Raw genomic sequence first — 25,937 nt, forward strand, 5'->3', positions numbered from 1 at the left:
TTTAAGATATAATTCAATTAGGTTATGGGCGATTTAGCGAAAGAGATCAACTCGAAGTTTGCCACCAATAAACAAAAGGCATTGGTGAATATTATGTATACCGGGAATTGGATTTCGAGTTGTCAAAATGAGTTTTTCAAATCTTATAGTATTTCACCACAACAGTATAATATTCTTCGGATTTTAAGAGGCGCTGGTGAACCTTTAAATGTGCAGGTGATTAAAGACCGTATGATTGAACGTGCGCCTAATGCAACAAGATTGATGGATAAGCTATGTGCTAAAGAATTTATAGAACGTTTGCCATGTACACATGACAGACGCGTGGTTAAAATAGCTATAACCGAAAAGGGACTGAAACTTTTAGATTCAGTACCAGACGATTTTAATAAACATTTAATTAAGAATCTTACTGAGGAGGAAGCAGAGCTATTAAGTAATCTGTTAGATAAGATGAGATAAAAAGAAAGAAAAATGAAAACAATAGTTCACAAATCAGATAGTAGGGGTTTTGCAAACCACGGATGGTTACAGGCGAATCATTCCTTTAGTTTTGCCAGTTATCACAATCCTGAAAAAGTGCATTTTGGTGCGTTACGCGTATTGAATGATGATATGATTGCCCCAAAGATGGGGTTTGGTACGCATCCACATGATAATATGGAAATCATTACTATTCCGTTAAAAGGTGTGTTGAAACATCGAGATTCTATGCATAACGAATGGCAGGCGGTATTACCAGGAGAAGTTCAGGTGATGTCAGCAGGAACAGGGGTGCAGCATTCAGAAATTAACGGATCTGCCGAAGAACATTTAGGCTTATTTCAAATATGGGTATTCCCAGATAAACAAAATGTAGCACCACGTTACGGTCAAAAAGTGTTTGACGCTGAAGAAAGAAAAAACAAGCTTCAAACTCTCGTAACTTCAATAGATGAAGATCACGAAGGCAGTTTGAAAATTCATCAGGATGCGGTATTGTCCCGAATTGATTTAGATAAAGGTCAAACCTTTAATTATAAACTAAAAAGTGATAAGCATGGTGTTTATGTGATGAATATATTTGGAGAGTTTCTTGTGGATGAAAAGACATTAGAAACCAGAGACGCAATAGGTGTTTCTGAAACTTCCGATTTCAATATTGAAACAAAAGAAGACTCCAGTATTTTATTTATAGAAGTACCTATGGAATTTTAAAAGTGTTTATTAATAGCAAAAAGCCCGGCCATTTTGGTCGGGCTTTTTTTATGAAATATGCATAACTACCCTATGAATAGCATGCTTCTAAGGCTTTTTTTCGTTTGGTTTGTTTTTGGCGTAATGCCATAATTATTAATGCAATAAAAATTCCTGTCCCCGCCATAACAGCACCAACCCAGTCGGCTGCCGTATAGCCAAAGCCCATAGCAATTGGTAGCCCTGCAAAATAAGCACCAGAAGCATTTCCTATATTAAAGGCACTTTGGTTAAGTGATGAACCTAAGGTTTCAGAACCTTTTGAAGCGTTAATAATCGCCACTTGAATAGGAGTGGAGATACAAAAGGTGATAGTACCTATTAAGAAGGTCATAACTAAAACAAGAGTTTTATCATGAGCTAAATAAGTGTTAAGAGCCAAGGCACTAACCATAAGAACTAAAGTGATGATAATGGCTTGCATAGGTCCGAATTTCTCCGACATTTTTGCTCCTATAAAATTACCAATAACCATACCTAATCCTGCAAGAATCATGGCTAGAGAAATCATTTCGTCTGGGTGTCCGGCAACTTCGGTAATTAACGGCGCGATATAGCTATACCAGGCGAAGAATCCTCCTGTTCCAATAGTGGTTAATAGAATGATCAACCAAAGTTCTAGACGTTTAAATATTTTAAACTCACTAACGAAACTGTTTTCTGAGGATTGTTTTAACACTGGCATCCATAGTTTTACACTAGTAACTGCTAATATTCCAACGACACCTACCATTAAGAATGAGATGTTCCAGTTAAAATGTTTTCCTAAATAAGTACCTAACGGTACACCTAAAAGGTTGGCAATCGTTAAACCACTAAACATAATAGCTATACCCTGAGCTTCTTTTCCTGATTTCGATAATTTCCCAGCAACTACTGCTCCAATTCCAAAAAAGGCGCCATGTGGTAAACCAGATAAAAATCTTAAAATTAAGAACGAGGTATAACCTGTAGCAAAAGCAGATAGCGTGTTAAACACCGTAAACCAAAGCATTAAACCTAATAGCACTTTGTTTGCTGGCCATTTGCTGCCTAAACCCGTTAGTAAAGGCGCCCCAATAACCACACCAAGTGCGTAGGCCGATATAAAATGTCCCGCCTGCGGGATACTAATAGAAAAAGCAGAGGCAACATCGGGTAAAATACCCATGATGACAAACTCTGTAAGCCCGATTCCAAATCCGCCAATGGCTAAAGACAGTAAGGATTTATTCATAAAAATAATGGTTTTATAATTTGTTTCAGGTGAAAACCAAATGACAAAAGTAGTAGTAATTACCAGTGTTGTGACATTATAAATGGTGAATAAAATGTTAATTAAGAAGTTTTGAATATAATTCCTAATTTATTCATTTTAATTAATTATTTTCCTAGGAAAATTAATTAATCTACAACAAAATAGTTTCCAGGGAAAAAATGTAATATGATAGACTTTTTGCTTTAATAATGAATTAGAAAAAATAGACGGGATATAGATATAAGTTAACATAGAAATAATATTATTTTATATGTTTTCCATTTCCTGTTAAAAGTGCGATATTTGTCCTTTAAATTTTGCGCAAAGGGTTGAAGCGGCATTTTTTTAAATTATGTATTAAAAGATGTCATGTATAACCTAACCTTGTTGAGAAACAAGGATGCGCCCTAAGACTAAAATAAATTAATTATGGCAATGAATAAAAATACCGTGTTATCATGGGCAACTTGGATTATGATTTTTGTAGGTTTAAGTTTAATCGCACTTGGTGCCTTTAGGTATGATGATGTAGCAGGCTGGGGTTTTGCTGCTGTAGGAGTAGGTTTTTTTGCTAATGCATGGGTATTTAACGCATTAAAAGGTAGAGTATAATGAGTGATGATAAGAAAGTGATTTTTTCAATGTCTGGTTTAACCAAGACATTTCAAGGTGCAAATACACCTGTTTTAAAAAATATTTATCTGAGTTTCTTTTATGGAGCTAAAATTGGAATTTTAGGTCTTAATGGTTCTGGAAAATCGACTTTGCTTAAAATTATAGCAGGAGTTGATAAGAATTTTCAAGGTGATGTTACTTTTCTACAAGACTATTCGGTTGGGTATTTAGAGCAAGAGCCTAAACTTGATGATGATAAAACGGTTATCGAGGTTGTAAGAGAAGGAGCAGCTGAAACGGTTGCAATTCTTGATGAATACAATAAAATAAACGACATGTTTGGTTTAGAAGAGGTGTATTCTGATGCTGATAAGATGGAAAAACTGATGAACCGTCAAGCAGAACTTCAAGATCAAATAGATGCCGCTGGTGCTTGGGAATTAGATACGAAACTAGAAATAGCCATGGATGCACTTCGTACGCCAGATGGTGATAAAAAAATAGGCGTATTATCTGGTGGTGAAAAACGTAGAGTGGCTTTATGTCGTTTGCTTTTACAAGAACCCGATGTGTTGTTGCTCGATGAACCTACCAACCACTTAGATGCAGAATCTGTACATTGGTTAGAGCACCATTTAGCGCAGTATAAAGGTACTGTAATAGCGGTAACTCACGATAGATACTTTTTAGATAATGTTGCAGGTTGGATTTTAGAACTAGATAGAGGAGAAGGTATTCCTTGGAAAGGAAACTATTCGTCTTGGTTAGATCAAAAATCTAAGCGAATGGCTCAAGAAAGCAAAACAGCTTCTAAACGTCAAAAAACATTAGAACGCGAGTTAGAATGGGTACGTCAAGGAGCTAAAGGGCGTCAAACCAAACAAAAGGCACGTTTAAATAGTTACGATAGGTTAATGAGTCAAGATCAAAAACAACTTGACGAAAAACTTGAGATATACATTCCTAATGGACCTCGTTTAGGAACTAATGTTATTGATACTATAGGTGTTGCAAAAGGCTATGATGACAAATTACTTTATGATGACTTAAATTTTAGCTTACCTCAAGCGGGAATAGTTGGTGTTATTGGACCAAATGGCGCAGGTAAAACGACTATTTTCAGAATGATAATGGGTGAAGAAACTCCAGATAAAGGTGAGTTTAAAGTTGGTGAAACAGCTAAATTAGCCTATGTAGATCAAAAACATTCAAATATAGATCCAGAGAAAACCATTTGGCAAAACTTTAGTGATGAGCAAGAATTGATTTTAATGGGCGGAAAAGAAGTTAATTCTCGTGCCTATTTAAGTCGTTTTAACTTTTCTGGAGGCGAACAAAATAAAAAGGTGAAATTGCTTTCAGGTGGAGAACGTAATCGTCTGCATTTAGCAATGACTTTAAAAGAAGAAGGCAATGTGTTACTTTTAGATGAACCTACAAATGACCTTGATGTGAACACATTACGTGCATTAGAGGAAGGTTTAGAAAACTTTGCTGGTTGTGCTGTAGTAATATCGCATGATAGATGGTTTTTAGATAGAATTTGTACACATATTTTAGCCTTTGAAGGTGATTCTCAAGTGTATTTCTTTGAAGGTTCTTTTTCTGATTATGAAGAAAACAAAAAGAAACGTCTTGGTGGAGATTTAATGCCAAAACGAATTAAATATAAGAAGTTGGTTCGATAATATATTTCAAATTTGGACACAAAAAAAGCCTGCATTTGCAGGCTTTTTTTTGTTCATATATTTTAATTACCGCCATACATATGGCCATCAGTAAAATCTTTGTATTCTTCTTTTTCTTTTGCCATTTTTTCGCTTATTTCTTCAAGACGTTTGTTTTCTTTTTTTAATTTATAAGATTTTCTAATTCCTAAAACCAAAATAATAGCAAAAAAGGCAGTTACTATACTTAACATAGTTACAATAGTAGCTTGATCGATTAGTAATATAGATAAAGGGTAAGCAGTAAATAGCATAATTAATGCATTAATAGGATTAATAACTAATCAAATATAGCATATTTTAATCATTGCACAATCAATAAGAAAATTATTATGTCTTACTTTAATCACATCATTATCTTACAATAAATCAAAGTATTTAATTAAATTGTAACATTTCAACAGATTGATATACCAATAGATTAAACATTAGTAGTTGAAGAATTATTATTTAAAAAGTAAATATTTATTTACTTTTAGAAATGATATTTTTTAACGAAATTGCTTACCATAAAATAAGTTCAACTTTAAATAACGCGTATCAACATGTCCGATGATTTTGATTTATTAGAAACCTCTTCAAATGAAAAAACCGAAAAAGTAGATGTTAATTGGGGCAAAGCCATAGACACTATGAAATCTAAATTGTCTCAAGAAGACGATCCTGAAGTCCGCCAAAAAATATTGAATGCTACTTTAGATGATGTAGTACATATGGCAGAAAAGGATAGAACTTCACTTTTAGATGCTATTAAAGATTTAACCGATTATCAAGATGAAGTCGGTATTATGTTTGAGAAATTCTCATCACTTAATGCTACAGAGCAAAAAGTAATAGATGATGCTCAAAAAGCTTTAGAACGTGCTAGAATAGAGTTGGAAGATGCTGAAGAAAAACCAGATACTTGGTGGAATAACCTTTGGGGACGTAAAAGTAAAATAAAAAAAGAGCAAGAAGAATATAAAGTTGCTGAGAAAGTACGAGCAGGAGCCGATAATAAAGCAAAAGCCATGTTTCAAGAACGTATTGAAAGTGCCGATGTGCAAACGCTTTTAAGTGAATTGTCGTATAAGAGTCAAGCGGCTGTTACACGATTAAAAAATCGTGAAGTAGAGATAAAAGAAGTAGAAGAAAAATTAAAAGATGCTATTGTTGAAGCTTCTAAAAATCACACAAAAGCTTTAGAAAAGAAGAAAGAAGTTGAAGCGAAGCTTGAAGAACAATATGCGTTATTAAAACAAGCACGCCAAGAGTTAGAAGATATTGCAGATAAACAATCTACCGAATATTCTGAAGCCATTGGTAAAATGACCGCTTTAGAGCAAAAAGTAGAAGAGCTTGAAGGTCTTAAAAATGCTTATACAACTTTGGCTGCTAGTAAAGATAGCTTTGTACACAAGCACAATTTAACTATTAAAGTGTTAACGTCTTTACGTAGCAACTTACAAACACATCGTGCTAAGTTAAAAAGTGATACCGAAGAACGCTTGAAATATTACGATGGTTATGTTGTGGCTTTAAAAGCCAGAACCGATCAAGAATTTGCCGCCATTCTAGAGCATTTAGGAGTTAAAACCGACGAGCATATTGGGGAAACCTTAGCATCTATGCATACAGCTAGTGCTAAAGCACGTCAAGATATGATGGATAATATTCCTGTTCACGAAAAAGTGATGCAAGGTGTTTATAGTAGTTATGCTGAAGCTTTACAAGAAATTCGTGCAAAAGATGGAGCAATTCAAAAGAATTTTGCTGAGCGTTATGGCATCGATATGAAAGAAATTTTTGAAGATTACTATAAAGCAGATGGAAATGTACCTTCTGGAGATGATGGTGAGCCTGCAGGAAAACCAAAACCTGAAGCTAATGACGAAGATTTATTGTCTTAAAATAATAGTAAATAAAACGTTAAGTTTAATAGTATTTCTGTTTTGCGTTAAGGATTGAGGCATTTGTTGAAGCTCCTCGAAGAGAGCGACTGCCGAAAGCCTGACCTGAAAGGTAACGCCCAAATTAATTAAAGATAAAAACATTAGTGTATTCGTGGCTAAACAGCATACTGGATACTGCAAATGAATACTGAATACATGTCCATAAACAGCATTGTAACACCTTTAGATTCTGCCATACTCGATTCCAAAGAGCATTATGTTTTTTATCATGAAATGATAGATTTTGCTTTTAAAGAATTGATTGTTACTGTACAAAGAGAACAACTTTGTAACGGGCAAGAAGTGTTATTATTTAAACAATATTGCGATTTGCTTTTGTATTCTATTGAAGCCATGCGTATTAAATATATGTATGATGAAGAGGATAATATGAAAGTTGATTTAACCGAATCTGGATTTCCTAATTATTTAGAATTTAGATACTTATTTAACGATTTAGAATTGCGTGATGAGTATTTAGGTAAATTGACGCCCATTGCGACATTAAAAGAAGAATTTTTAGAAACTTTAATGCATAAAAAACAGCCTATTAAAAAAAGTAAGTTGTTTCAAGCGTCTTCTATTGTGTATTATTCTTCGGTAAAAAAGGAATATATATTTAACCGATTTGTTCAGGGTAAAATTTTGAATGCACCAAAAGATTCTGATGCAGATTTTATGACAAGTTGGAGTTTTTATGATGTATCGCATAACCGACCATTTATTTGTTTTATGTATTTTAATTATGACGGAAATCGTATAAATGATTATAAAGATGAAATTTATGAAGTCTTAAAAACCACGTCTGATAGAGAAATGAGTTTAGATACCATGGCTTATACAATTGATAAACGATTGCCAAAAGTATCACCCAAATTCATAAAGCGAATTGATTTAGGTCCCATGCATAATGTGTTTGCTAAAGATGAAAATGTAATAACACATGCTATTTTGCAAAGTATTGGAAAAAAAGAAATTCAGTTAGAGTCGTATGCCATTTCCTTAAGAATAGATGAGGTAAAGTCGGGGAGTGAATTTAAAGAAGGCAGTTTTTTTAATAAGCAAACCCTTCAGAAATGGGACGATGTGTTTAAGCAAAAATATGTGTTTGCTCCGCATAGAATTATACAATTATTATATAATAAAACACCAGAGATTATGAATGGGTTAGCAAAAGGGCCTATTGAAATTGCAGGATTAAAAATAGATTTAAAGAGGTGAAACAGTAGCAGTAGTCATTACTGTAAACTGCAAACTTAATACTGAAGACTAATAATGGAACACAACTCAACATTCCCAATAAAATTAAGCGAACTTGATATGCTTCGTGATGAAGCAGCGTCTTATTTAAAAAGCATACAATGGGAGCAAGGATCTCGTGCTAAGAATAAAGATAAGGACGCTAAAAACGAATCTATTTTATTGTATTTATCACGTGCTAATAATGGTAGTTCTACTGAAGTAACATCGGTTTCAAAAACCATTTTGGCTTTAAAAAAGCGCTTATTACCAGATTCGGTGGCCATTCCTATTTATTTAAATCAGACGCTTTATGCCGTTCAGGAAGGTATTACTTTAGGTATTTGGATAAAAGATAGTTATTATGATGCTTCAGGATTATCCGGTTTAAACGAAAATAAATCCGCATTAGATACCAACGGAAAGCGCGAGTTTGAAAGTAAAATGCATACAGCGACAGCCTTTATGTTATTTGCAGCTTCGTATAAAATTTTAAACGATTTAAAACCACATGCATCAGATGATTTATCTGTAATGAAGCAAAAATTTGCAGGCATTCCAGAGGTATCATTAATGACGCCTTTAAAAGGGTTGTCATGTAGTTTGTTTTATTATGATAAATATTTAGGGCACCCAGAAATTGTAAAGTCTGATAAAGATGTTATTGATTTTACGGTGGTTTATTTTGAAGCTTTAATAGATGAAATTCAGTTACGTAAAAGTTCTTTAGAATATACAACCAGTATTGAAGACAGAACTTATAAACTTGAAAAGTCTGAGTTTGCAATATCAGGTTGGAATAACGTATTTTCCGGTTCGGCTAAAAGCATAGAATTTAATAAAATTAAGTTTGAGCAAATTGTAGGTAATCGAGATGCAAAGCATTTTGCACGGCGTTTAACCGAACGTATGTTGAGTTACGATTTTACAGCAAAAAAAAATCCCTTTCAAGAGCTTGGTGGTTTTATGCCTGTATTTATGGGTTATGGCATTCCAGGAACAGGAAAAAGTATGCTTATTGCTGCTATTGCAACCAGATTGAAAGAGCATTGTGATACATTAGATATTCCGTTTTTGTTTCATCCCATGCCAGATACTTTAATAAGTACGTTTCAAGGTGGTTCTGCCGAAAAAATGGTGGAGTGGATGAAACCTTTACAAGATCCTACCAAACTTATTTTTGCGCCAATTGATGATGCCGAAAATAATTTGCAAGAACGTACTGCCCAAGGTGTTTCGGCTGGTGTTAAAGAAGTTATAGGTGTGTTTTTAAGATATACAGAAGGTGCTTATGCCGTAAATTACGGTAATAGTTCTATCGGTTTATTTACCAATCTTCCAGAAATGTTAGATAAGGCAGTCATTTCTCGTGTGCAAGGACGTTTTAAAATTGATGGCGCACGAACAGAACATGATTTTTTAGACCAAGATCATTTATGGTGGCGTAAACTAGATGAAACGATGCCTGATTTTGTAAACATGCAAGGACCAGAAAACTATGCTTATTTACAAGATCAAGGTTTGGCTAAAAACATGGGTGAAATCTTAAATGTGAGTAATAAACCAAGCGAAGAACGTGTTCATGATATTTATGATCGGGTAGAAAAACAGTTTAAATCGAATCAGCATTTGTTTTATGCCAACTTATATAAGGAGATGCAAAAGGCGTTTCCATTCTTTTCATCACGCGATGTTAGAAATATTCAAAGCACGGTGTCATTACGTTTAACAGATTTTGATTTGGAAGAAGATTGGTTTGAAAACCCAGAAATATATTTCAAACAAGATTATGATAAGAAGTTTAATATGCTTCAAGAATTGATGCGTGCTAATATGAAAGGATTGAATTTTTCTGAAATTCGTCGTCAAGAAGTGGTGCGTTATTTAGATAATGTGGCTACAATATCAGATACCGATTTTAAACGAAAAGTAGATGCAAGAGTCAATCAATTAAATATAGAAACTGAAGCAAGACAAACGTTTGAAAGACGATAATAATGATGTCTAAATTTAAATATTCATTAACCGTTTTAAATTCTTCTGTAATTACAGGATATTTGTTTTTACTGGTATATGGTATTATGAAATGGGATGAAGTGTCAAAAGGAGATGGTTATGGTATTGTTGCCTTAGCTTTGGTTTTCGCATTAATTTCATCAGCCTTATTCATAGATTTTATTCTTCAATTAATTTTTCGAAAAAAGATAATTTTGAATATCATAGGCACTTTATTTATTCCAATTTATTTATACATCATTATTTTAAATTCTTGAAAAGAAAAAAAGTATTACACATTAAAAACTGATAAAAGGAAAATAATAGAATATGAGTGATAATCGCATTAAAAATATTGAAAGTACTTTACTTTCAGACAATTATTATATACTTAAAAAGTTACGTTTTGATTATTTAATGCGTAATGGTAAATGGGTAAACCAGATGCGAGAAGTGTATGATAGAGGTGATGGTGCGGGTATTTTGCTTTACAATAAAGAAAAGCAAACTGTTATTTTAACGAAACAGTTTAGAATGCCAACCTATCAAAATGATAATGAAAATGGTTTTTTAGTTGAAATTGCTGCTGGAATGTTAGATAAAGATAATCCAGAAGCCTGTATTATTAGAGAAACGGAAGAAGAGGTTGGATATCGATTAAAAGAAGTTAAAAAAGTATATGAAGCTTATTCATCACCAGGAGTTATGACAGAAAAAATGCATTTTTTTGTTGGTGAATACACCGATGATATGAAGGTTAGTGATGGAGGCGGATTAGATACCGAACACGAAGATATTGAAGTATTAGAACTCCCTTTTGAAAAAGCGGTTACAATGCTTAATAATGGAGATATTCAAGATACTAGAACCATTGTGTTGTTGCAATATGCGATGATTCATAAGTTGCTAGGAGATTAATTATTTCTCAGAGAAACATGGAGTTTTCGCAGAGTTTCTCAGAGAGAAAATTTAGAAAAATAGATTTAGTGAAATTAAATGAGCTGTAAAGAAAATCACAGAAAATATATAACCATAGTGAAACTTTGTGTTTCTCTGTGAATCTCAGTGTTACAATAGAAATGGACAAACTAAAAGCATCCAATTTATACAGAAGTGAACTTATTCCTGTAAGCGGAAAACTTGTTGAACGTTATAACAAGTGCTTAGTGAAACTCGGTTTTACAGAAACAAAACTACAATCGTTTTCTATTGATGGAATAGGTTGGAGTCCTGAAATTGCTAAAGAAAAGGAAGAACCTCATTATTTAAATAATGGAGAAGCAAATCCTTGTGGAATTATTATTTCACCATTACAAAAAGGGAAACCTGTGTATTTACCTTTTCATACGTTTGATAGAGATATCATGAAATTTGTTTTTAAAGTTCATGAAGAAAAGATAAAAGATATTACACGCGATTGTGCTATCTGTCTGGATTTCGATCAAGGTATTGATGCTTTTTACGAGCCTTTAGATGTTTTAAAGTATAATAAGGTTACAATTCATTTCCATTTAATAAATGATTTAGTCAATATTCAAAAGGAGCAATTAGAACTGATTGATATTTTTAATAGAAATAATAATTTTATTGATGAAACGATACATGAGCAATTATTAAATTCTGCGAAAGCATATGGCGATTTACGTCATAGAGATTTAGAATTGCATGAACTTCAGTACACTACTGATTCTTTTTATACTAGAGGCTTTGGAGGTGTTTATGTGTTGCGAGACTTTATAACACCTATCGTTGTTTTCGAAGATGAAACATGGTATAAGGAAGCTATAAAAAACACCAATTATGATGTGTTGATTTATCATATTGAGCAACCAGAACTCATGGATAAATTACGCGACCACGTTATTATTGAGTATGATTTAGAAACTGTTGTTAAGACAAATAGATACGATCGCATCAAGAAATTTGAAATGTCTCTATATTTGAAAAAGACACAACACCCTATAAAAGACATTCTAAACGATCCTATTTTGTATAAAAGTTACTTAAATAAATTAGATATAGAATCGCGTAAAAAGGTAATGAGTGTAGAACGTTATCTTGAAAAAATAGAGACAAGTAATGAATTTAAAATAGCCGATATAGTCGATTTAAAACTTTTTCAAGCCTTGCATCAGCCACATTCATCGTTAGAAGCTAAGCATCAAGATTTAATATGGATGTTATTAGTTAACATATCATCAAAAGATGTATTGTTCTGGTATTGGTATCATAAAGAAGCATTTTATAACAGTTTTAAAACATGGGACGAATCTTTAAAAGATTGGGCTATTGAAACCATTAGTAACAATATTTAAAATTTATAGACTAACTTAATATAAAGTAATTAATAAATTCCTTCCCTTTTTAAGGGAAAGTGGATTTAATTTGATAAAAGAATTAAAGACGGAAGGGTTTAATAACCACCTCGTCTTCCGATTTTAAGAAATCGAAAGCCACTCCTCCATAAAAAAGGAGGAGAATAAATAAAATAGACAAGCTTATGGGACTAGAATTAGTGATTTTTATTGTAGCCATATTATTTGGAATCTTTTTATACTGGAGAGAATCTAATGGTAATGGTGCATATCGATTTTTGAATAAATTAGTTAATAGTAAGGAACTACAAATGACAGCTGACAACCCAAAAGGTTTTGTTTTTAAACAAGCCTTTTTACCCAGACTAGTTTTTGTTGTAAGTTTTGTTTTAGTCTTTGCTTTGATTTTAGAATTTTTAACACCAGTTTCTGTATTCGGAAGTTATAATGGTATTTCGGCATTTTCTTCATTTGCCGTTGGAACACTTATAGGTACTTATATTGCTAATTTTGTAATTAGGTCTTCTAAAGTTATTGAAGAAAAAAGTGATTCTTTAGAAGATATAGTACACGATACTATAGAAAAAGGAAAAGATTTTATTGAGGATTTAAAAACTAAAGACGCAGAAGTGATTGAAGAACCAAAAGAAGCCCCAAAGAAGGAAGAAAAGAGTGCCAGAGAACGGTTGAAAGATAAAGGGCTTTTGTAAAGTCTACAGTGGCAGTCAACAGTATTCAGTTTAAAATATTAGTGAATTCTTGGTAAAAAAAGTATAAAATGATTAAAAACTATTGGAATAAAGGAAAAAAACAAAAAAGAATAACAGTCATTGTTTTGTTGATTTTGCTTATCGTATTATTTGTAATGCGAGACGATTATCAACCTGGTTTGTTATTTGTTAGAAAGTTTGTTTTTATCATTCTATTAAGTGGAACGGTGTTGTTTTTTGGTTTACGAAAATTTAGAAAATCATCTAATACAGGTAGTAGACTAGGTGTTCTTGCATTATTGGCGGTTTTTTTCGGAATTCTATATGCTGTAGGATGGCACTTTAAAATGTACGATTATATGAAAACATATAACGTTTTTAATAATTTGAATAAGGTTGAAATAAACGAATTACCATTAACACAAAACGAACGTATCCAGCCATTACGTAATGTGTTTTCTATGGCAAATGAAAGTGTAGGCGAAACCAAAGACGTATCGTTACCTCACTTGGTGAGAATTGAAAATGAAAATAAATGGACTATGGCCATTCAACCTACCGAGAAATACATGTGGCAAGGTATGACCGATAATACCGAAGAGGTTTTTGCAGTATCTAGTACCACACCTTTTCCAAGATTTTCTAGTGAAAATAGAATCCCAGTAACTTTTTCTATAGGTGAATCTTTAAAGTTTAGTCGGAATACATATAATGCCGTAGTACAGCGTTTTAATCCTTGGATGTTATTTAATTACGAACCGAGTGATACCTTTTACATGAAGAATGATACAGGACAGTGGGTAGAAGTTGTTAGCTTAATTAAATGGAAAGGTTTTTTGTTTCCATATCCTACTTTTGGTGGTGTTATGGTGATAGAAAACGGAGAACATGATTTTAACGATTATCTAGAACGTATTTTAATTGGTATGGGAACTTTCATTAGTCCTGAAGAGATGAAAAATCATCCGTATTTAACGCGTCAGAATACCTTGTCTGAAAAAGTATCACGATTGCAAGCCGAATCGTTAAAATTTATTGGAGGATTTTCAGATCCGTTGCCTTGGAATATGGAAACAGCGGTTAAAATCCCGAATTTACCAGACGACCAAAACCAACAACCTTTTGTAACAGATTTTGATTTTTCAGACACTAATACAGATGCTTATAGTGGTCTATATCATTGGTTCGGATTAGAACCAGTAGGTGATGAGCGTACCAGTTTAACCTATAGTGTTTTTATACCTTCAGATGGTACAGATAAATTATATTATTACGATCATGCCTCGAAAAAACAAGGGTATGCAGGAGTTTCGGCAATGCCTTTAAAAGTAATTGAATCACGTAAAGAATTTGACTGGAGTGTTAACAAGCCTGTTGAGTTTAGGCCTTATATAAAAAATATAGCAGGACGAAAACGTATGTTCTTTTTAGGTACTATTTCGGCAATTCGTGAAGGTTCAGATAATTTTGATGGGTCTGCAACACCAGATTTAGCACTTATTGATAGTGAATATCGCGATGTGGTTTGGATTGATGTAAAGCACCCAAGTCAATGGGATAAAACGGTTTACGACCAACTTAATGAGGCTTGGCGTTCTAGTGAAGGAATTGGTTATTATTTTGTTGAAGAAACAAAAGAAATTGATTTACCTGAAACTTTAAAAGATTCTGTTAGCATAATGCCTGTTATAGATGAAAAAATAGAAACCATTGACCGTTTACAAAAACAGATTGATTCTTTGAAGGCTAGTGGGAATTAGTAAACTTGAATAATTTCGACGACAGGAGAAATCTCATCAATACTCATCAATCATTTGTAATGTGATATCTCACTTTGTTCGACATGACAATACCATTAAAACACCAACTCTATCATGATATTGCAACGTTCTGCATAAAAAAGGGAGTGTAACCAACTCTATTTGTAAAACGTTTTTTCAAAAGGAATAATACTAATTGTCCTGTGCTTTAATAAAATCGGTGATTAAATAAGTAATCAATTTTCCAACCTGAGTTTTTGTTTTTTTTGTTGGAGCTGCTTCACAAATATGTAAATAGCTAGCATTTTTATGTTTTGCAAAATAGTTTACAAATGTTCGGGTTTTATTTACGCTGAATCCGCTAGGAGTCATGGCGCTACTTGGTACATTCTGTATAGCATCACAATCTATTTCAATACCAAAAGGTTTTTCTTCAATATGTTTTAAAGCGCGTTCCATTTCTGCTTTAAATTTTAATTCCTTTCTAATTTCAATAGCTTCAAAGGTATTGTATTTAATAAATTTAAATTTTTTTAAAGATTGCAGTAATGTATCAGCTGTGTAGTTTTCATGTAAACCGAACACAAAGTACTTTTCTAAAAACCCTTCCGCGTAAGCGTAACTAAAACCATTACCACTATGGCGCCCTTCTTCAGGTCTAAAATCTGAATGCGCATCAAAATTAATCACATTTATAGGCTTACTTAAAGCTAAAGATGTTCCCTTAATATTTCCGTAGGCATTGTTATGTCCACCACCAATAATAATGGGTTTTTTACCAGCTAAAACAATTTGATGAATAATATGAGACACATAAGAATCAATTTTAGAAACTATTTTCTTAGCTTTTTCTATATCTTTTTTTTTCGACTGGTTTAGTGTTGAGATTTCAGATAACTCGGTAGAGAAATTTAAATGCCCTAATATTAAAACCTTGTTAGCCTTAGTAAATTGGTTACTTTGAATGTTCAATAAAACTTTAAGAGTAGCCTCCCAAGCATTTGAAGTTCCTGTTTTTCCGTAATTAGCGAATACACCAACATCTTCAGGAAAACCAATTATTACATGTGTAACATCCAAATTATTAAGTTGTTCGTATATATTGGAAATGCTGGTTAATATTTTAACATGTTCGCCAAATTTGGATTCACCAGAGCGTTTGTTTAATAGTTTATTTCGAGTAGTGTTATTAAATAAAACCAGTTTATCCATAAGAGTAAATAAATTTTGAAGACTAAAAATACGTTATTATTTATTTAAAGCATTATAAAAAAACAAGTATTATAGATTAAATAACATTAGAATTAAAAACAAGTAATTATGGAAAACAACACAAGTGGTAAAGGCCTTAAAATAGCTTTGGGAGTAGCTTTAGTTTTATTTTTAGGAACAGCATTTTATACAATGAATTTGTATAAAAAAAGTAATGATACACAAAAGCAATTAACAGAAGAAAAACAATTAGTAATGAACGATTTAAACGCTATGGCTAAGCAATATGATGATGCTATTAGCGAGAATACAGTTACTAATGCTAATTTAGTTGAAGCTAGAGAACGAATTCAAGGATTAATTGACTCTTTAAAAATTTCTGAAACAAATGTAAAGAGCTTATGGAGATATAAAAAGAAATACCAGTCTTTACAACAAGAAATGGATGTTTTATTGGCTCAAAACGATTCATTAAGAGTAGAGAACTCATATTTAGCTACATCTTTAGACAGTACACGTGTTCGTTTAGAAGAGCGTAATATGTTTACAGATTCTCTACTAGTCCAAAATACAGCTTTAGCCGAAGTTGTTGAAAATGCATCCTTATTAAATACTGTAGGATTAAAAGGATTTGGCGTTATAGAAAGAACTTCTGGGAAATTAATCCCTACTGAAAGAGCAAGTCGTACAGATAAAATTAGAGTTTGTTTTACTGTCGCTAAAAACACTTTAGTACAAGAAGGAGAGCAAGAGTTATATGTTCAAGTAATAGATCCTAAAAACAATACTTTGGGATTAAACGAACAAGTACAGTTTGATGAAAAAACATTAAACTATAGTATTATTAGTAAGTTTAATTATGAAAATTCAAGTCTTAATATTTGTGAGTTCGTAGCATCAAAAGGAAATAGCGATTTTGCAAAAGGACGCTATATAGTAAATGTATTTAATGAAAAAGATTTAGTTTCAACGTCTGAATTTACTTTGAAATAAGAACGTTTATATTACTTAAAGGGAAAGCCTCAAGTTATTAACTTGAGGCTTTTTTATATATAGTTTATCAGGTAATTTATACGGAATTATCAAAAGCAATACTTAGTAAGACATGTTAACAAATTTATTAGCAAATAATAGACAAATTAATAAAAGTTGAGATAGAAGATGTAATTTTGATTTTACAGAAGTATTTTTGTTAATGAAATTAGAAGATGTTTCCGATTTAGTTTTTGACACTAAAATAACTCTTGTTAAAAAAGTATTTAATATGTCCATTAGCCAATAAATAGAATGAAAATAAATTTTGATTATCTGAATTCTATTTCGAAGATTTCTGAGGAAACTTTTGAAGAACTTCAAAGCATCTCTAAATTAAAAAGAATTCCTGCAGGAACCCAAATAATAAAGTTAGATGAAATGACATCTAAAATTTATATGCTAGTTTATGGGGTAATTAGATGTTATATTTCTACAGAGTCAGGAAAAGAATTTAATAAAAGTTTTTATTTACCAACAAGTTTTGTTGGCTCTTTAACAGCTTTAAGAGAAAAGAAGCCTTCTTTTTTTACTTTCGAGACACTTACAGACTGTAAAGTTTATGAAGTAGATTATTATGAGTTAATGAAGCTATGTGAAAGTAATTTAGTGCTTAAAGGTCTTCATAACAATATTTTAGGGATGTTGTATACTCAATACGAAAAGCGTTTAGTGGAGTTAATTTCAATGGATGCTACAAAGCGTTATTTAGAATTAAGAAAGGAAAATCCTAATATAGATGAGTTAATTTCTCAATATCATATTGCTTCTTTTTTAGGAATAACAGCGGTACAATTAAGTAGAATTAGAAAAAAAATAGGTGTTATTAACATTTGTTAATAACACCAAGCTGGTTAAATGATATATTTGTCTTGATCTCCTTTTTAATATAAATACAAAGGATTGATAGCTAACCAACCAAAAAAACAGGTAAATTATTTACCTGTTTTTTTATATGTTGTATTTAAGAACGTTTATTTTAAACTTCCTACCATATTTTCTGGTTTAACCCAGGCATCATAATCTTCTGCCGTAACGTAACCTAAATTAATAGCTTCTTCTTTTAAGGTTGTTCCATTTTTATGAGCAGTATTTGCAATTTCAGCAGCTTTATAGTAGCCTATTTTAGTGTTTAAAGCAGTAACAAGCATTAGTGAGTTATTTAATAGCTTTGTTATAACTTCTTGATTAGGTTCTATTCCAATAGCGCAATTTTCATCAAAACTAACGCAAGCATTTCCAATCAATTCAGCAGATTGTAAAACGTTTGCTGCCATAACTGGTTTAAATACATTTAACTCATAATGACCTTGTAAGCCTCCAACAGAAATAGCAACATCATTTCCTAGAACTTGTGCGCAAACCATAGTTAAAGCCTCACATTGTGTTGGGTTAACTTTTCCTGGCATAATAGAACTACCTGGTTCGTTAGCTGGAATAATAATTTCACCAATACCACTTCTTGGTCCAGACGCCATCATTCTAATATCATTAGCTATTTTATTTAAAGACACAGCAAGTTGTTTTAAAGCACCATGTGTTTCTACTAAAGCATCATGTGCAGCAAGTGCTTCAAATTTATTAGGAGCAGTAATAAATGGTAAACCTGTAAATTCAGCAATATATTCTGCAACACGTTTACTGTAGCCTTTTGGTGTATTTAGTCCAGTACCAACTGCAGTTCCTCCTAATGCTAATTCACTTAAATGAGGTAAAGTGTTTTCTAGTGCTTTTAGTCCATGATCTAATTGAGCAACATATCCTGAAAGTTCTTGTCCTAACGTTAAAGGTGTTGCATCCATTAAGTGTGTACGACCTATTTTAACTACTTCTTTGAAGTCTTCAGATTTTTTCTTTAATGTATTTCGTAATTGCTTTACGCCTGGGACGGTTATTTCTACTATTTTTTTATAAGCAGCAATGTGCATGCCAGTAGGGAAGGTGTCATTAGATGATTGTGATTTGTTAACATCATCATTTGGTTGAATAGCTTTTTCTCCTTCACCAATAATTTTTCCTGCTAATTGTTGCGCTCTATTAGCTACAACTTCATTCACATTCATATTACTTTGAGTACCAGAACCTGTTTGCCAAATAACTAAAGGAAATTGGTCGTCATGCTTACCTTCTAATATTTCATTACAAACAGCAGCTATTAAGTCGCGTTTTTCAATTGGTAAAACACCTAATTCACAATTAGTATAGGCAGCTGCTTTTTTTAAATAAGCAAATCCATAAATTATTTCAAGAGGCATAGACGCAGAAGGGCCTATTTTAAAGTTGTTTCTAGAGCGTTCTGTTTGTGCTCCCCAAAGTTTATCGGCAGGTACTTTTACCTCACCCATGGTGTCTTTTTCTATTCTAAAACTCATCTTAGTAATGATTAAATTTGAAGATGTAAAGTTAATTGATTTATGCTTTTTATTAGTATGATAAGTGTCAGTTTTTTATAAGTTTTTTTAATTGACTGATTATTGATTTGATACCATGTTTATAAGTAGAATTTAACATTAGTTAAAAACTCTGTTAATAAATTTAATTTTGATATTGTATAACAAATACCTTTGCATTATCTTTGCTTCAGATTTTTAATAGACACATACAACTATGTTTGATTTTGACCAATATTTAGGCTTTTTAGCATTTTTAACCATATTAACAATAGGATTTTGGTTAATGATATTTTTATTAACCTTTGTAATTCCTTATTGGATAGGAGGTTCTTTAATTGAAAGATTAAAAGAAATTAGAGAAGAAAAGAAGGCTAAGCGTCAAGCATAATTAAGATATAATTAATAAAAACAAAAAAGGAAGCTAATTTTAGCTTCCTTTTTTGTTTTTGAATATTTTGATTTTTAACCTTCAAAATCCATATCATCACCATTTCCACCTTGGTTATTTCTACGTTCGTTACGCTTTTTTTGTTGGTTAAAACGATATCTAAACGATAGGTTTATTTGACGTTGTCTCCATTGGTTTTCACTATATCTTGAAAAGAACTCTGTAGTTGTTAACGATTTTCGTTTTCTTGAATTTAATAAGTCTCTAACATTTAATGAGATTGTGGCATTATCATTAAAAATCTCTTTACTAAAAGCTAAATCTAAAGAAAAGATGCCTTCGGTTTCGCTTTGTGCATTTTGTCTTGCACCTCTATAAAATGCATTTGTTTGCCAATCTATTTTTGATGGTAAAGAAACTTTGCTACTAAAACGAGCAAACCAACTAGTGTTTTTAGCTCCATAATCTACATCATTAAACTCTCCTTCAGTTTTAAACTGGAAAAAGTTAAAACTTGTGTTTAATCTTAGCCATTTTTCAGGGTTGTAAAGCATACCAAATTCTGCTCCTGTTCTTTTATTTGTAGATAAGTTTACTGGAATAGTTCTAATAATATCAATGCCATCAGATGTTTGTTCACCTGTGTTTTCTTGTACATATTCAAAAGAATTTGTTTCATGTTGATAATAAACAGAAGTTGTTAAAGTTAATTTGTCCCATCGTTTTAAATAGCCTAAATCGAAAGCACTAGCAAAAGCAGGATTTAAATTCGGGTTTCCTTGAAATATATTAGTTCGACTTGAACGAGAGGGAAAGGGGTTAATAAACCAACCACGTGGTCTATTAATTCGTCTGTTATACCCTAAAGTGATACTTTCTTCTGAATCTTCCACACTACCTGATAAATTATATATAAGGTTTAGAGTAGGGAATAGACCCAAGTAGTTTTTATTGAAATCTGTATCAATAGGAAAACCGAATGAATCTTCAAGTTCAGCATCACTTAGTGTAGAATTTATTTTACCTTTTAATTGTGTATTTTCTAATCGTAATCCTAATAGAAAAGAGAATTCACCAAATTTTGTTCCGTATTGTGTATAAACCGCATTAACATTTTCAGTATAATCAAAAATATTAGAAATGGTATCATTAACAAAAAAGGTATTAGTATTTATATCTTCTTGTTCTAATGTATAATCTTTTATGCTGTTTTCAAAGTTACCTCTATATCCAGCTTCAAACCTAGTGTTTTTCCCAATAGGAAGAACATAGTCTACTTGAAATAAAGATTCTTTTTCGTCTTCTATTTCATTTACTTTTTCTATTTGGAAAGGTTCAGGATTACTTTGATTTGTGACTAAATAATCTTCATTAATATATGTGAATTGTTCTTCTGAACCTTTTTCAAATTGAACATCAGCTGTTAGTTGATGCCCATCGTTATTAAATTTTGTAATATAATTTAATGCAAACTGATAGTTATTACCATCTTCATTTTGTTTTTCAGTTCGTAAAGTTTGTTCAACAATACTACCATTATTAAAACGGTCACTATTATTTAGAGCTGTATCTCTATCTTCTCCATATCTGTAAAAAACACTACCAGTTAATGATGTTTTTTTAGATAGAAAGTACTCCATGCCAAAACTAGCATTATAATTTCTATTAAGGCGTTCTACCTCTGCATCTTCTCGTATTCTCTCATATTCTGGAGCTGTAGAAACATTGTTTATTATTTTATCAAAGTATTCTGTGTCGTTAAAACTATTTCTAGGCGAGTTAAAGTATCTAAACCCAAAGTTTGAAAACAGATTAAATTTTTCTGTTCTATAATTTATATTTGTAGAAACACCAATATTATCAGGGTTACCTGCGGTTAAATTTAATGATCCATTAAATCCTAAAGTTTCCTTTTGCCTAAGAATAATATTTAAAATTCCTGCTGTACCTTCAGCGCCGTATCTTGCAGAAGGGGATGTGATAACTTCTACGCGTTCAATAGCTTCAGCTGGTAACTGACTTAAAACATTGGTATCTCCAAAACCAGCCATAGCAGACGGTTTGCCATTAATTAAAATCCTAACGTTTTCATTTCCGCGTAGACTAATACTTCCTTCAATATCAACAGAAACGGAAGGTACATTATTAAGAGCATCACTTACCGTTCCACCTGCAGTAGTAAGATCTTTACCTATGTTATATATCTTTTTATCAAGTTTAATTTCAACAGTGGTACGTTCGGCAACAACTTGAACAGCTTCTAATGATTCAAAATCAATTTTTAATGATATAACTCCCAAATCTAAATCTTGAGTAATATTTTTGTTCGTTAATTTTGCTGTTTTATATGATATATATTCAATATTAATATTGTAAATACCTTTAGCTACTTTAAGGTTGAATTCACCATTAACATCTGTAATAACACCATCTATAATTTTATTTTCGACTTGGCTATAAAAAGAAACAGTAGCATATTCTAAAGGTTCTTTTGTTTCTGCATCGATAACTTTGCCTCTAACGGTAATGTTTTTGTCTGATTCAGCTTTTACGAGATTAGAAGTTAGGGATAATAAAATAAATAGAATACTGGTTGTTAGGTTTTTCATTGAATTTTTTTCTATTAGACTATAATAGCAGCGGGTGGTTTAATGTTTTAGTCGTTAAATATTTGTTAAATAAAAAAACATAGTAACCGTTGGCAAAATGATATTTAGTACTTGAAAGACAGATACGTTTTATAATAGCTAATAAGCTATAAAATTTCTAATATTAATTCTGGAGGTCTACCAATTACAGCTTTGTTTCCATTTATAACTATTGGGCGCTCAATAAGTTTTGGGTTTTTAACCATAGCTTCAATAATTTCAGAATCAGTTAAAGTTTTACCTTTAAAATCACTTTTCCATATAGCTTCATTTTTTCTTACTAAATCAATTGGTTTAATACCTAAAAGCGCAACAATGTCTTTTAAAGTTTCAGTAGAAAGATTCTCATCTAAATATTTGATAACTTCAAAAGGTTTTCCTGATTTAGTTAGTATTTCTAAACCTTGTCTAGATTTAGAACAGCGTGGATTATGATATATTTTTGTCATTTTATAAAAATGTTATATGTTGTTAATTCGTTCTGAAGTTGTTCTGGGTTCTTAAAATGAATGCCTTTAATTTTAAGTGTATTGGCAGCTTTAATATTTCTTATATTGTCATCAATAAAAAGGGCTTTTTCTGGATTTATATTGAACCTGTTAAGTGTAATCTCATAAATTTCTTTAAAAGGTTTTCTTGTTTTTTCATTACCTGAAACAACAATACCTTGAAACCAAGTTAAAAATTCAAAATGCTTTTGTGCAATAGGAAAGGTTTCGCTACTCCAATTTGTTAGTGCGATTACTTTGTAATTATTAGAATTTATAAGTGCTTCTAAAATTTTAACCGTTCCACTAATTTCGCCTCTAAGCATGTGCTCCCATTCTCCATAATACATTTTAATGTATTTTTTGTATTCAGGAAATTGTGAAACCAAATCATTAGTCGCTTGTTTTGTAGGATACCCTGCATCTTGATTTTCATTCCATTGCATCGTACAAATATTCTCTAAAAACCATTTCATTTTTTCTTTATCACCATTAAAAGCATCAAGAAAAACGTATTCGGGGTTCCAATCAATTAAAACACCACCTAAGTCGAAAATTATGGTGTCTATTTTAGTCATAATTGTCCGTCGTCCTCAACTTTTTGTCCCATCATCATTAAATAGGCTTTTAAAAAGCCGTCAATTTGACCATCCATAACACCATCAACATTACTTGTTTCATGAGCCGTTCTTACATCTTTAACCAATTTATAGGGTTGCATGACATAATTACGGATTTGACTTCCCCATTCAATTTTCATTTTACCGGCTTCAATATCTTCACGTTGTGCTAATTGTTTTTGAAGTTCTATTTCATATAATTGAGATTTAAGCATTTGCATAGCTCTAGACCTGTTATCGTGTTGCGAACGTGTTTCTGAACACTGAATTTGAATGCCAGTAGGTTTATGCACCAATTGCACTTTGGTTTCGACTTTATTTACATTTTGTCCACCAGCACCACTAGAACGCGCTGTTGTAATTTCAATATCGGCAGGGTTAATTTCTATTTCTATGGTATCATCAACTAGCGGATAGACATAAACAGAAGCAAAACTAGTATGACGCTTAGCATTACTATCAAAAGGAGAAATACGCACCAAGCGATGCACACCATTTTCACCTTTTAACCAACCAAAAGCAAAATCGCCTTCAATTTCTAAAGTCACCGTTTTTATACCAGCAACATCACCTTCTTGAAAGTTTAGTTCTTTTACTTTAAAACCGCTTTTTTCAGCATACATTAAATACATACGCATAAGCATGCTTGCCCAATCGCAACTTTCTGTACCACCAGCACCAGCTGTTATTTGTAAAACGGCACTTAAGCTATCGCCCTCTTCAGAAAGCATGTTTTTAAACTCTATATCTTCAAGAAGTGTTACGATACTTTGGTATTGTTGTTCAACTTCTTCGGCAGTAGATTCTCCTTCTTTGTAAAATTCATATAAAACTTCAAGGTCTTCAATACGTGTTTTGGCTGCATTGTAGTCTTCAACCCATTTCTTTTTTACACGAAGTGATTTCATTATAATTTCTGCAGCTTTAGAGTCATTCCAGAAATTAGGATCGAAGGTTTGTTCTTCTTCGTTTTGTATTTCAATACGTTTTTTATCTATGTCAAAGATAGTGCCTAAGTTTGTCAAGGCGGGTGTTGAGATCTTTAATTTGATCGGATGTTATCATTTGTAGAATTTGTTTTGGACAAAAATAGAATTTATTGGGCAAAGATTTAGTGATTGCATTTGTTTTTATTTGTAGTTAATAGATAATTACTTCTACTGATAAGGAAAGTTTTTTTTTATTAAATAATTTTCCCATATTTAAATATCAATAATCTTTAATAAATACGAGCTAGAATGAATGTTGGTGAAAAAAAAATTTCTGTTTTAGTGCTAAAAGGACATATCAATTTATTACCTTTTATTGTAAATTGTTTATCCCAAGTTAAAAGTGTTGATATATATGTAATTTCAAATAATAAAAACGAAGGGGTAGGCAGATCAAAAAAAATTAAAAATATATCGTATTATCCAAATACTATTGATGACATAGAATGGGTTTCAAATTTGAATAAAGAACTTGAGAAGTTTGAAATTGATTTAATACTTCCAATAGATGAGTATGGTATATCTACTTTAATAAAATATAAAGATTTATTGCATCAAAGTGATAAGTTAGTTTTATTACCTGAATTGGATGCTTTTTATTTGGCAAATAACAAAGGTCGCTTATCAAAGCACTTAGATTTATTTAATATACCAGCACCAAAAAGTGTTTTATATAATAAAAATGAAATATGCAAAGAGCCTCCTATCGAATTCCCTATACTAATGAAACCTTTGGAAGGTTTAGGTGGAGGAAAGGGTATTAATTTGTTTAATGATGAAGCTTCATTAAAAAGTTTTTTTTTATCAAACAAAGTTGATTATCCTTATTTAATTCAAAATTATATAAAAGGGTATGATATAGATTGTAGTGTGTTGTGTAAAAATGGCGATATTTTGGCATTTACTATACAAAAAGGAACTTTAGCAGGAGACAGTGAGTTTGTACCAAATATTGGATTAGATTTTTTATTTGAGGAAGATTTGTATAATGTTGTCGAAAAATTAATGAATTCTCTTAACTGGTCTGGGGTAGCACATATAGATATGCGTTATGATGAGAGTGATAAAAAGTTTAAAGTAATAGAAATAAACCCAAGGTATTGGGAAACAACGGAGGGTTCTGAAATTGCAGGTGTGAATTTTCCATATTTACATTGCTTAACGAGTTTAAATTTAAGTTTTGAATTGCCAAAATATAAACATGTCAAATATTTAAATTTAAAAGGGTTGAGTAAAACAATACGAACTAATGGATTATTTTTATTTCGATTAAATTTTATTTTTAATAATACACCAGTAAAATATTATTTGAAGGATCCATTACCTCTTCTTTTTATCATTTATTATAAAATTAAAAATATGTTTAGGGGTTAATTTGTTTTATAATGAAACTTGTTTTTAT

24 protein-coding genes are annotated in these 25,937 nt (G+C 31.7%); 16 read left to right on the forward strand and 8 right to left on the reverse strand.

The annotated features are described in order from the left end of the window. Window positions 1-24: 24 nt before the first annotated feature. Both RHP49_14875 and RHP49_14880 read left to right on the forward strand, forming a co-directional pair. Window positions 25-462, forward strand: a complete 438-nt coding sequence (locus RHP49_14875) for a MarR family transcriptional regulator (GenBank protein WNH12165.1) — start codon at window positions 25-27, stop codon at window positions 460-462. A 12-nt stretch (window positions 463-474) separates the two neighbouring features. Then, entirely contained in the window at window positions 475-1,197 is a 723-nt protein-coding gene (locus RHP49_14880) for a pirin family protein (protein ID WNH12166.1), read from the forward strand. 70 nt (window positions 1,198-1,267) lie between these two features. Here the strand turns inward: RHP49_14880 and RHP49_14885 are convergent, their stop codons facing one another. Further along, complete coding sequence (locus RHP49_14885) at window positions 1,268-2,452, reverse strand: MFS transporter (protein WNH12167.1); 1,185 nt, start codon at window positions 2,450-2,452, stop codon at window positions 1,268-1,270. Window positions 2,453-2,902: 450 nt separating this feature from the next. On the opposite strand from RHP49_14885, the gene RHP49_14890 reads away from it, so the two are divergent. Further along, window positions 2,903-3,085, forward strand: a complete 183-nt coding sequence (locus RHP49_14890; GenBank protein ID WNH12168.1) for a CAL67264 family membrane protein — start codon at window positions 2,903-2,905, stop codon at window positions 3,083-3,085. Continuing rightward, a complete protein-coding gene (ettA, locus tag RHP49_14895) occupies window positions 3,085-4,776 on the forward strand; it encodes an energy-dependent translational throttle protein EttA (protein WNH12169.1) in 1,692 nt (563 codons plus the stop codon). Before RHP49_14890 ends, ettA begins: the two co-directional genes overlap by 1 nt. Window positions 4,777-4,838: 62 nt before the next feature. Here ettA and RHP49_14900 read toward each other — a convergent pair whose 3' ends face one another. Continuing rightward, entirely contained in the window at window positions 4,839-5,069 is a 231-nt protein-coding gene (locus tag RHP49_14900) for a hypothetical protein (protein WNH12170.1), read from the reverse strand. Between the two features lie 291 nt (window positions 5,070-5,360). Here RHP49_14900 and RHP49_14905 point away from each other — a divergent pair, with 291 nt between their 5' ends. The 8 genes from RHP49_14905 (at window position 5,361) to RHP49_14940 (ending at window position 14,765) form a co-directional block, all read left to right on the forward strand. Further along, window positions 5,361-6,704 carry a microtubule-binding protein gene (locus RHP49_14905; protein ID WNH12171.1) on the forward strand — a complete coding sequence of 448 codons (1,344 nt, stop codon included), beginning with the start codon at window positions 5,361-5,363 and terminating at the stop codon, window positions 6,702-6,704. Between the two features lie 183 nt (window positions 6,705-6,887). Then, the gene (locus tag RHP49_14910; protein WNH12172.1) at window positions 6,888-7,967 is read left to right on the forward strand and encodes a hypothetical protein; all 1,080 of its coding nucleotides are present in this window, start codon (window positions 6,888-6,890) and stop codon (window positions 7,965-7,967) included. A gap of 54 nt (window positions 7,968-8,021) precedes the next feature. Further along, window positions 8,022-9,980 (forward strand): AAA family ATPase, encoded by a 1,959-nt coding sequence (locus RHP49_14915; protein WNH12173.1) that lies wholly within the window; start codon window positions 8,022-8,024, stop codon window positions 9,978-9,980. A gap of 2 nt (window positions 9,981-9,982) precedes the next feature. Continuing rightward, window positions 9,983-10,258 (forward strand): hypothetical protein, encoded by a 276-nt coding sequence (locus tag RHP49_14920; protein ID WNH12174.1) that lies wholly within the window; start codon window positions 9,983-9,985, stop codon window positions 10,256-10,258. A 52-nt stretch (window positions 10,259-10,310) separates the two neighbouring features. After that, window positions 10,311-10,898, forward strand: a complete 588-nt coding sequence (locus tag RHP49_14925; GenBank protein ID WNH12175.1) for an NUDIX domain-containing protein — start codon at window positions 10,311-10,313, stop codon at window positions 10,896-10,898. A gap of 161 nt (window positions 10,899-11,059) precedes the next feature. Continuing rightward, a complete protein-coding gene (locus RHP49_14930; GenBank protein ID WNH12176.1) occupies window positions 11,060-12,295 on the forward strand; it encodes a hypothetical protein in 1,236 nt (411 codons plus the stop codon). A 185-nt stretch (window positions 12,296-12,480) separates the two neighbouring features. Next, the gene (locus RHP49_14935; protein WNH12177.1) at window positions 12,481-13,005 is read left to right on the forward strand and encodes a hypothetical protein; all 525 of its coding nucleotides are present in this window, start codon (window positions 12,481-12,483) and stop codon (window positions 13,003-13,005) included. A 68-nt stretch (window positions 13,006-13,073) separates the two neighbouring features. After that, a complete protein-coding gene (locus tag RHP49_14940; protein ID WNH12178.1) occupies window positions 13,074-14,765 on the forward strand; it encodes a hypothetical protein in 1,692 nt (563 codons plus the stop codon). Between the two features lie 192 nt (window positions 14,766-14,957). Here the strand turns inward: RHP49_14940 and RHP49_14945 are convergent, their stop codons facing one another. Further along, complete coding sequence (locus tag RHP49_14945; GenBank protein ID WNH12179.1) at window positions 14,958-15,977, reverse strand: formimidoylglutamase; 1,020 nt, start codon at window positions 15,975-15,977, stop codon at window positions 14,958-14,960. Between the two features lie 108 nt (window positions 15,978-16,085). Here RHP49_14945 and RHP49_14950 point away from each other — a divergent pair, with 108 nt between their 5' ends. Beyond that, entirely contained in the window at window positions 16,086-16,970 is an 885-nt protein-coding gene (locus tag RHP49_14950; GenBank protein WNH12180.1) for a chromosome partitioning protein ParA, read from the forward strand. 294 nt (window positions 16,971-17,264) lie between these two features. After that, entirely contained in the window at window positions 17,265-17,849 is a 585-nt protein-coding gene (locus RHP49_14955; protein ID WNH12181.1) for a Crp/Fnr family transcriptional regulator, read from the forward strand. Between the two features lie 134 nt (window positions 17,850-17,983). Here RHP49_14955 and fumC read toward each other — a convergent pair whose 3' ends face one another. Further along, on the reverse strand, window positions 17,984-19,381 hold the full coding sequence (gene fumC, locus RHP49_14960) for a class II fumarate hydratase (GenBank protein WNH12182.1): 1,398 nt from the start codon (window positions 19,379-19,381) through the stop codon (window positions 17,984-17,986). 235 nt (window positions 19,382-19,616) lie between these two features. Between fumC and RHP49_14965 the strand changes: the two genes are divergently transcribed. Continuing rightward, window positions 19,617-19,790 (forward strand): hypothetical protein, encoded by a 174-nt coding sequence (locus RHP49_14965; GenBank protein WNH12183.1) that lies wholly within the window; start codon window positions 19,617-19,619, stop codon window positions 19,788-19,790. A 74-nt stretch (window positions 19,791-19,864) separates the two neighbouring features. Here the strand turns inward: RHP49_14965 and RHP49_14970 are convergent, their stop codons facing one another. The 4 genes from RHP49_14970 to prfB form a co-directional block, all read right to left on the reverse strand. Next, the gene (locus tag RHP49_14970) at window positions 19,865-22,399 is read right to left on the reverse strand and encodes a TonB-dependent receptor (GenBank protein WNH12184.1); all 2,535 of its coding nucleotides are present in this window, start codon (window positions 22,397-22,399) and stop codon (window positions 19,865-19,867) included. Window positions 22,400-22,545: 146 nt separating this feature from the next. After that, entirely contained in the window at window positions 22,546-22,887 is a 342-nt protein-coding gene (gene arsC, locus RHP49_14975) for an arsenate reductase (glutaredoxin) (GenBank protein ID WNH12185.1), read from the reverse strand. Then, window positions 22,884-23,504 carry an HAD family phosphatase gene (locus tag RHP49_14980; GenBank protein ID WNH12186.1) on the reverse strand — a complete coding sequence of 207 codons (621 nt, stop codon included), beginning with the start codon at window positions 23,502-23,504 and terminating at the stop codon, window positions 22,884-22,886. The genes arsC and RHP49_14980 overlap by 4 nt, the downstream gene beginning before the upstream one ends. Continuing rightward, window positions 23,501-24,611, reverse strand: a protein-coding gene (gene prfB, locus RHP49_14985) for a peptide chain release factor 2 (protein WNH12187.1) whose coding sequence is annotated in 2 segments (ribosomal slippage) — window positions 23,501-24,547 and window positions 24,549-24,611 — 1,110 coding nt in all. Because the reading frame shifts where the segments join, the coding sequence is not laid out codon by codon here. Before prfB ends, RHP49_14980 begins: the two co-directional genes overlap by 4 nt. Window positions 24,612-24,784: 173 nt before the next feature. Here prfB and RHP49_14990 point away from each other — a divergent pair. Further along, complete coding sequence (locus tag RHP49_14990; protein WNH12188.1) at window positions 24,785-25,909, forward strand: ATP-grasp domain-containing protein; 1,125 nt, start codon at window positions 24,785-24,787, stop codon at window positions 25,907-25,909. The last annotated feature ends 28 nt before the right edge of the window (window positions 25,910-25,937 follow it).

The organism is Flavobacteriaceae bacterium HL-DH10 (genome assembly GCA_031826515.1).
Lineage (GTDB): Bacteria > Bacteroidota > Bacteroidia > Flavobacteriales > Flavobacteriaceae > Thalassobellus > Thalassobellus suaedae.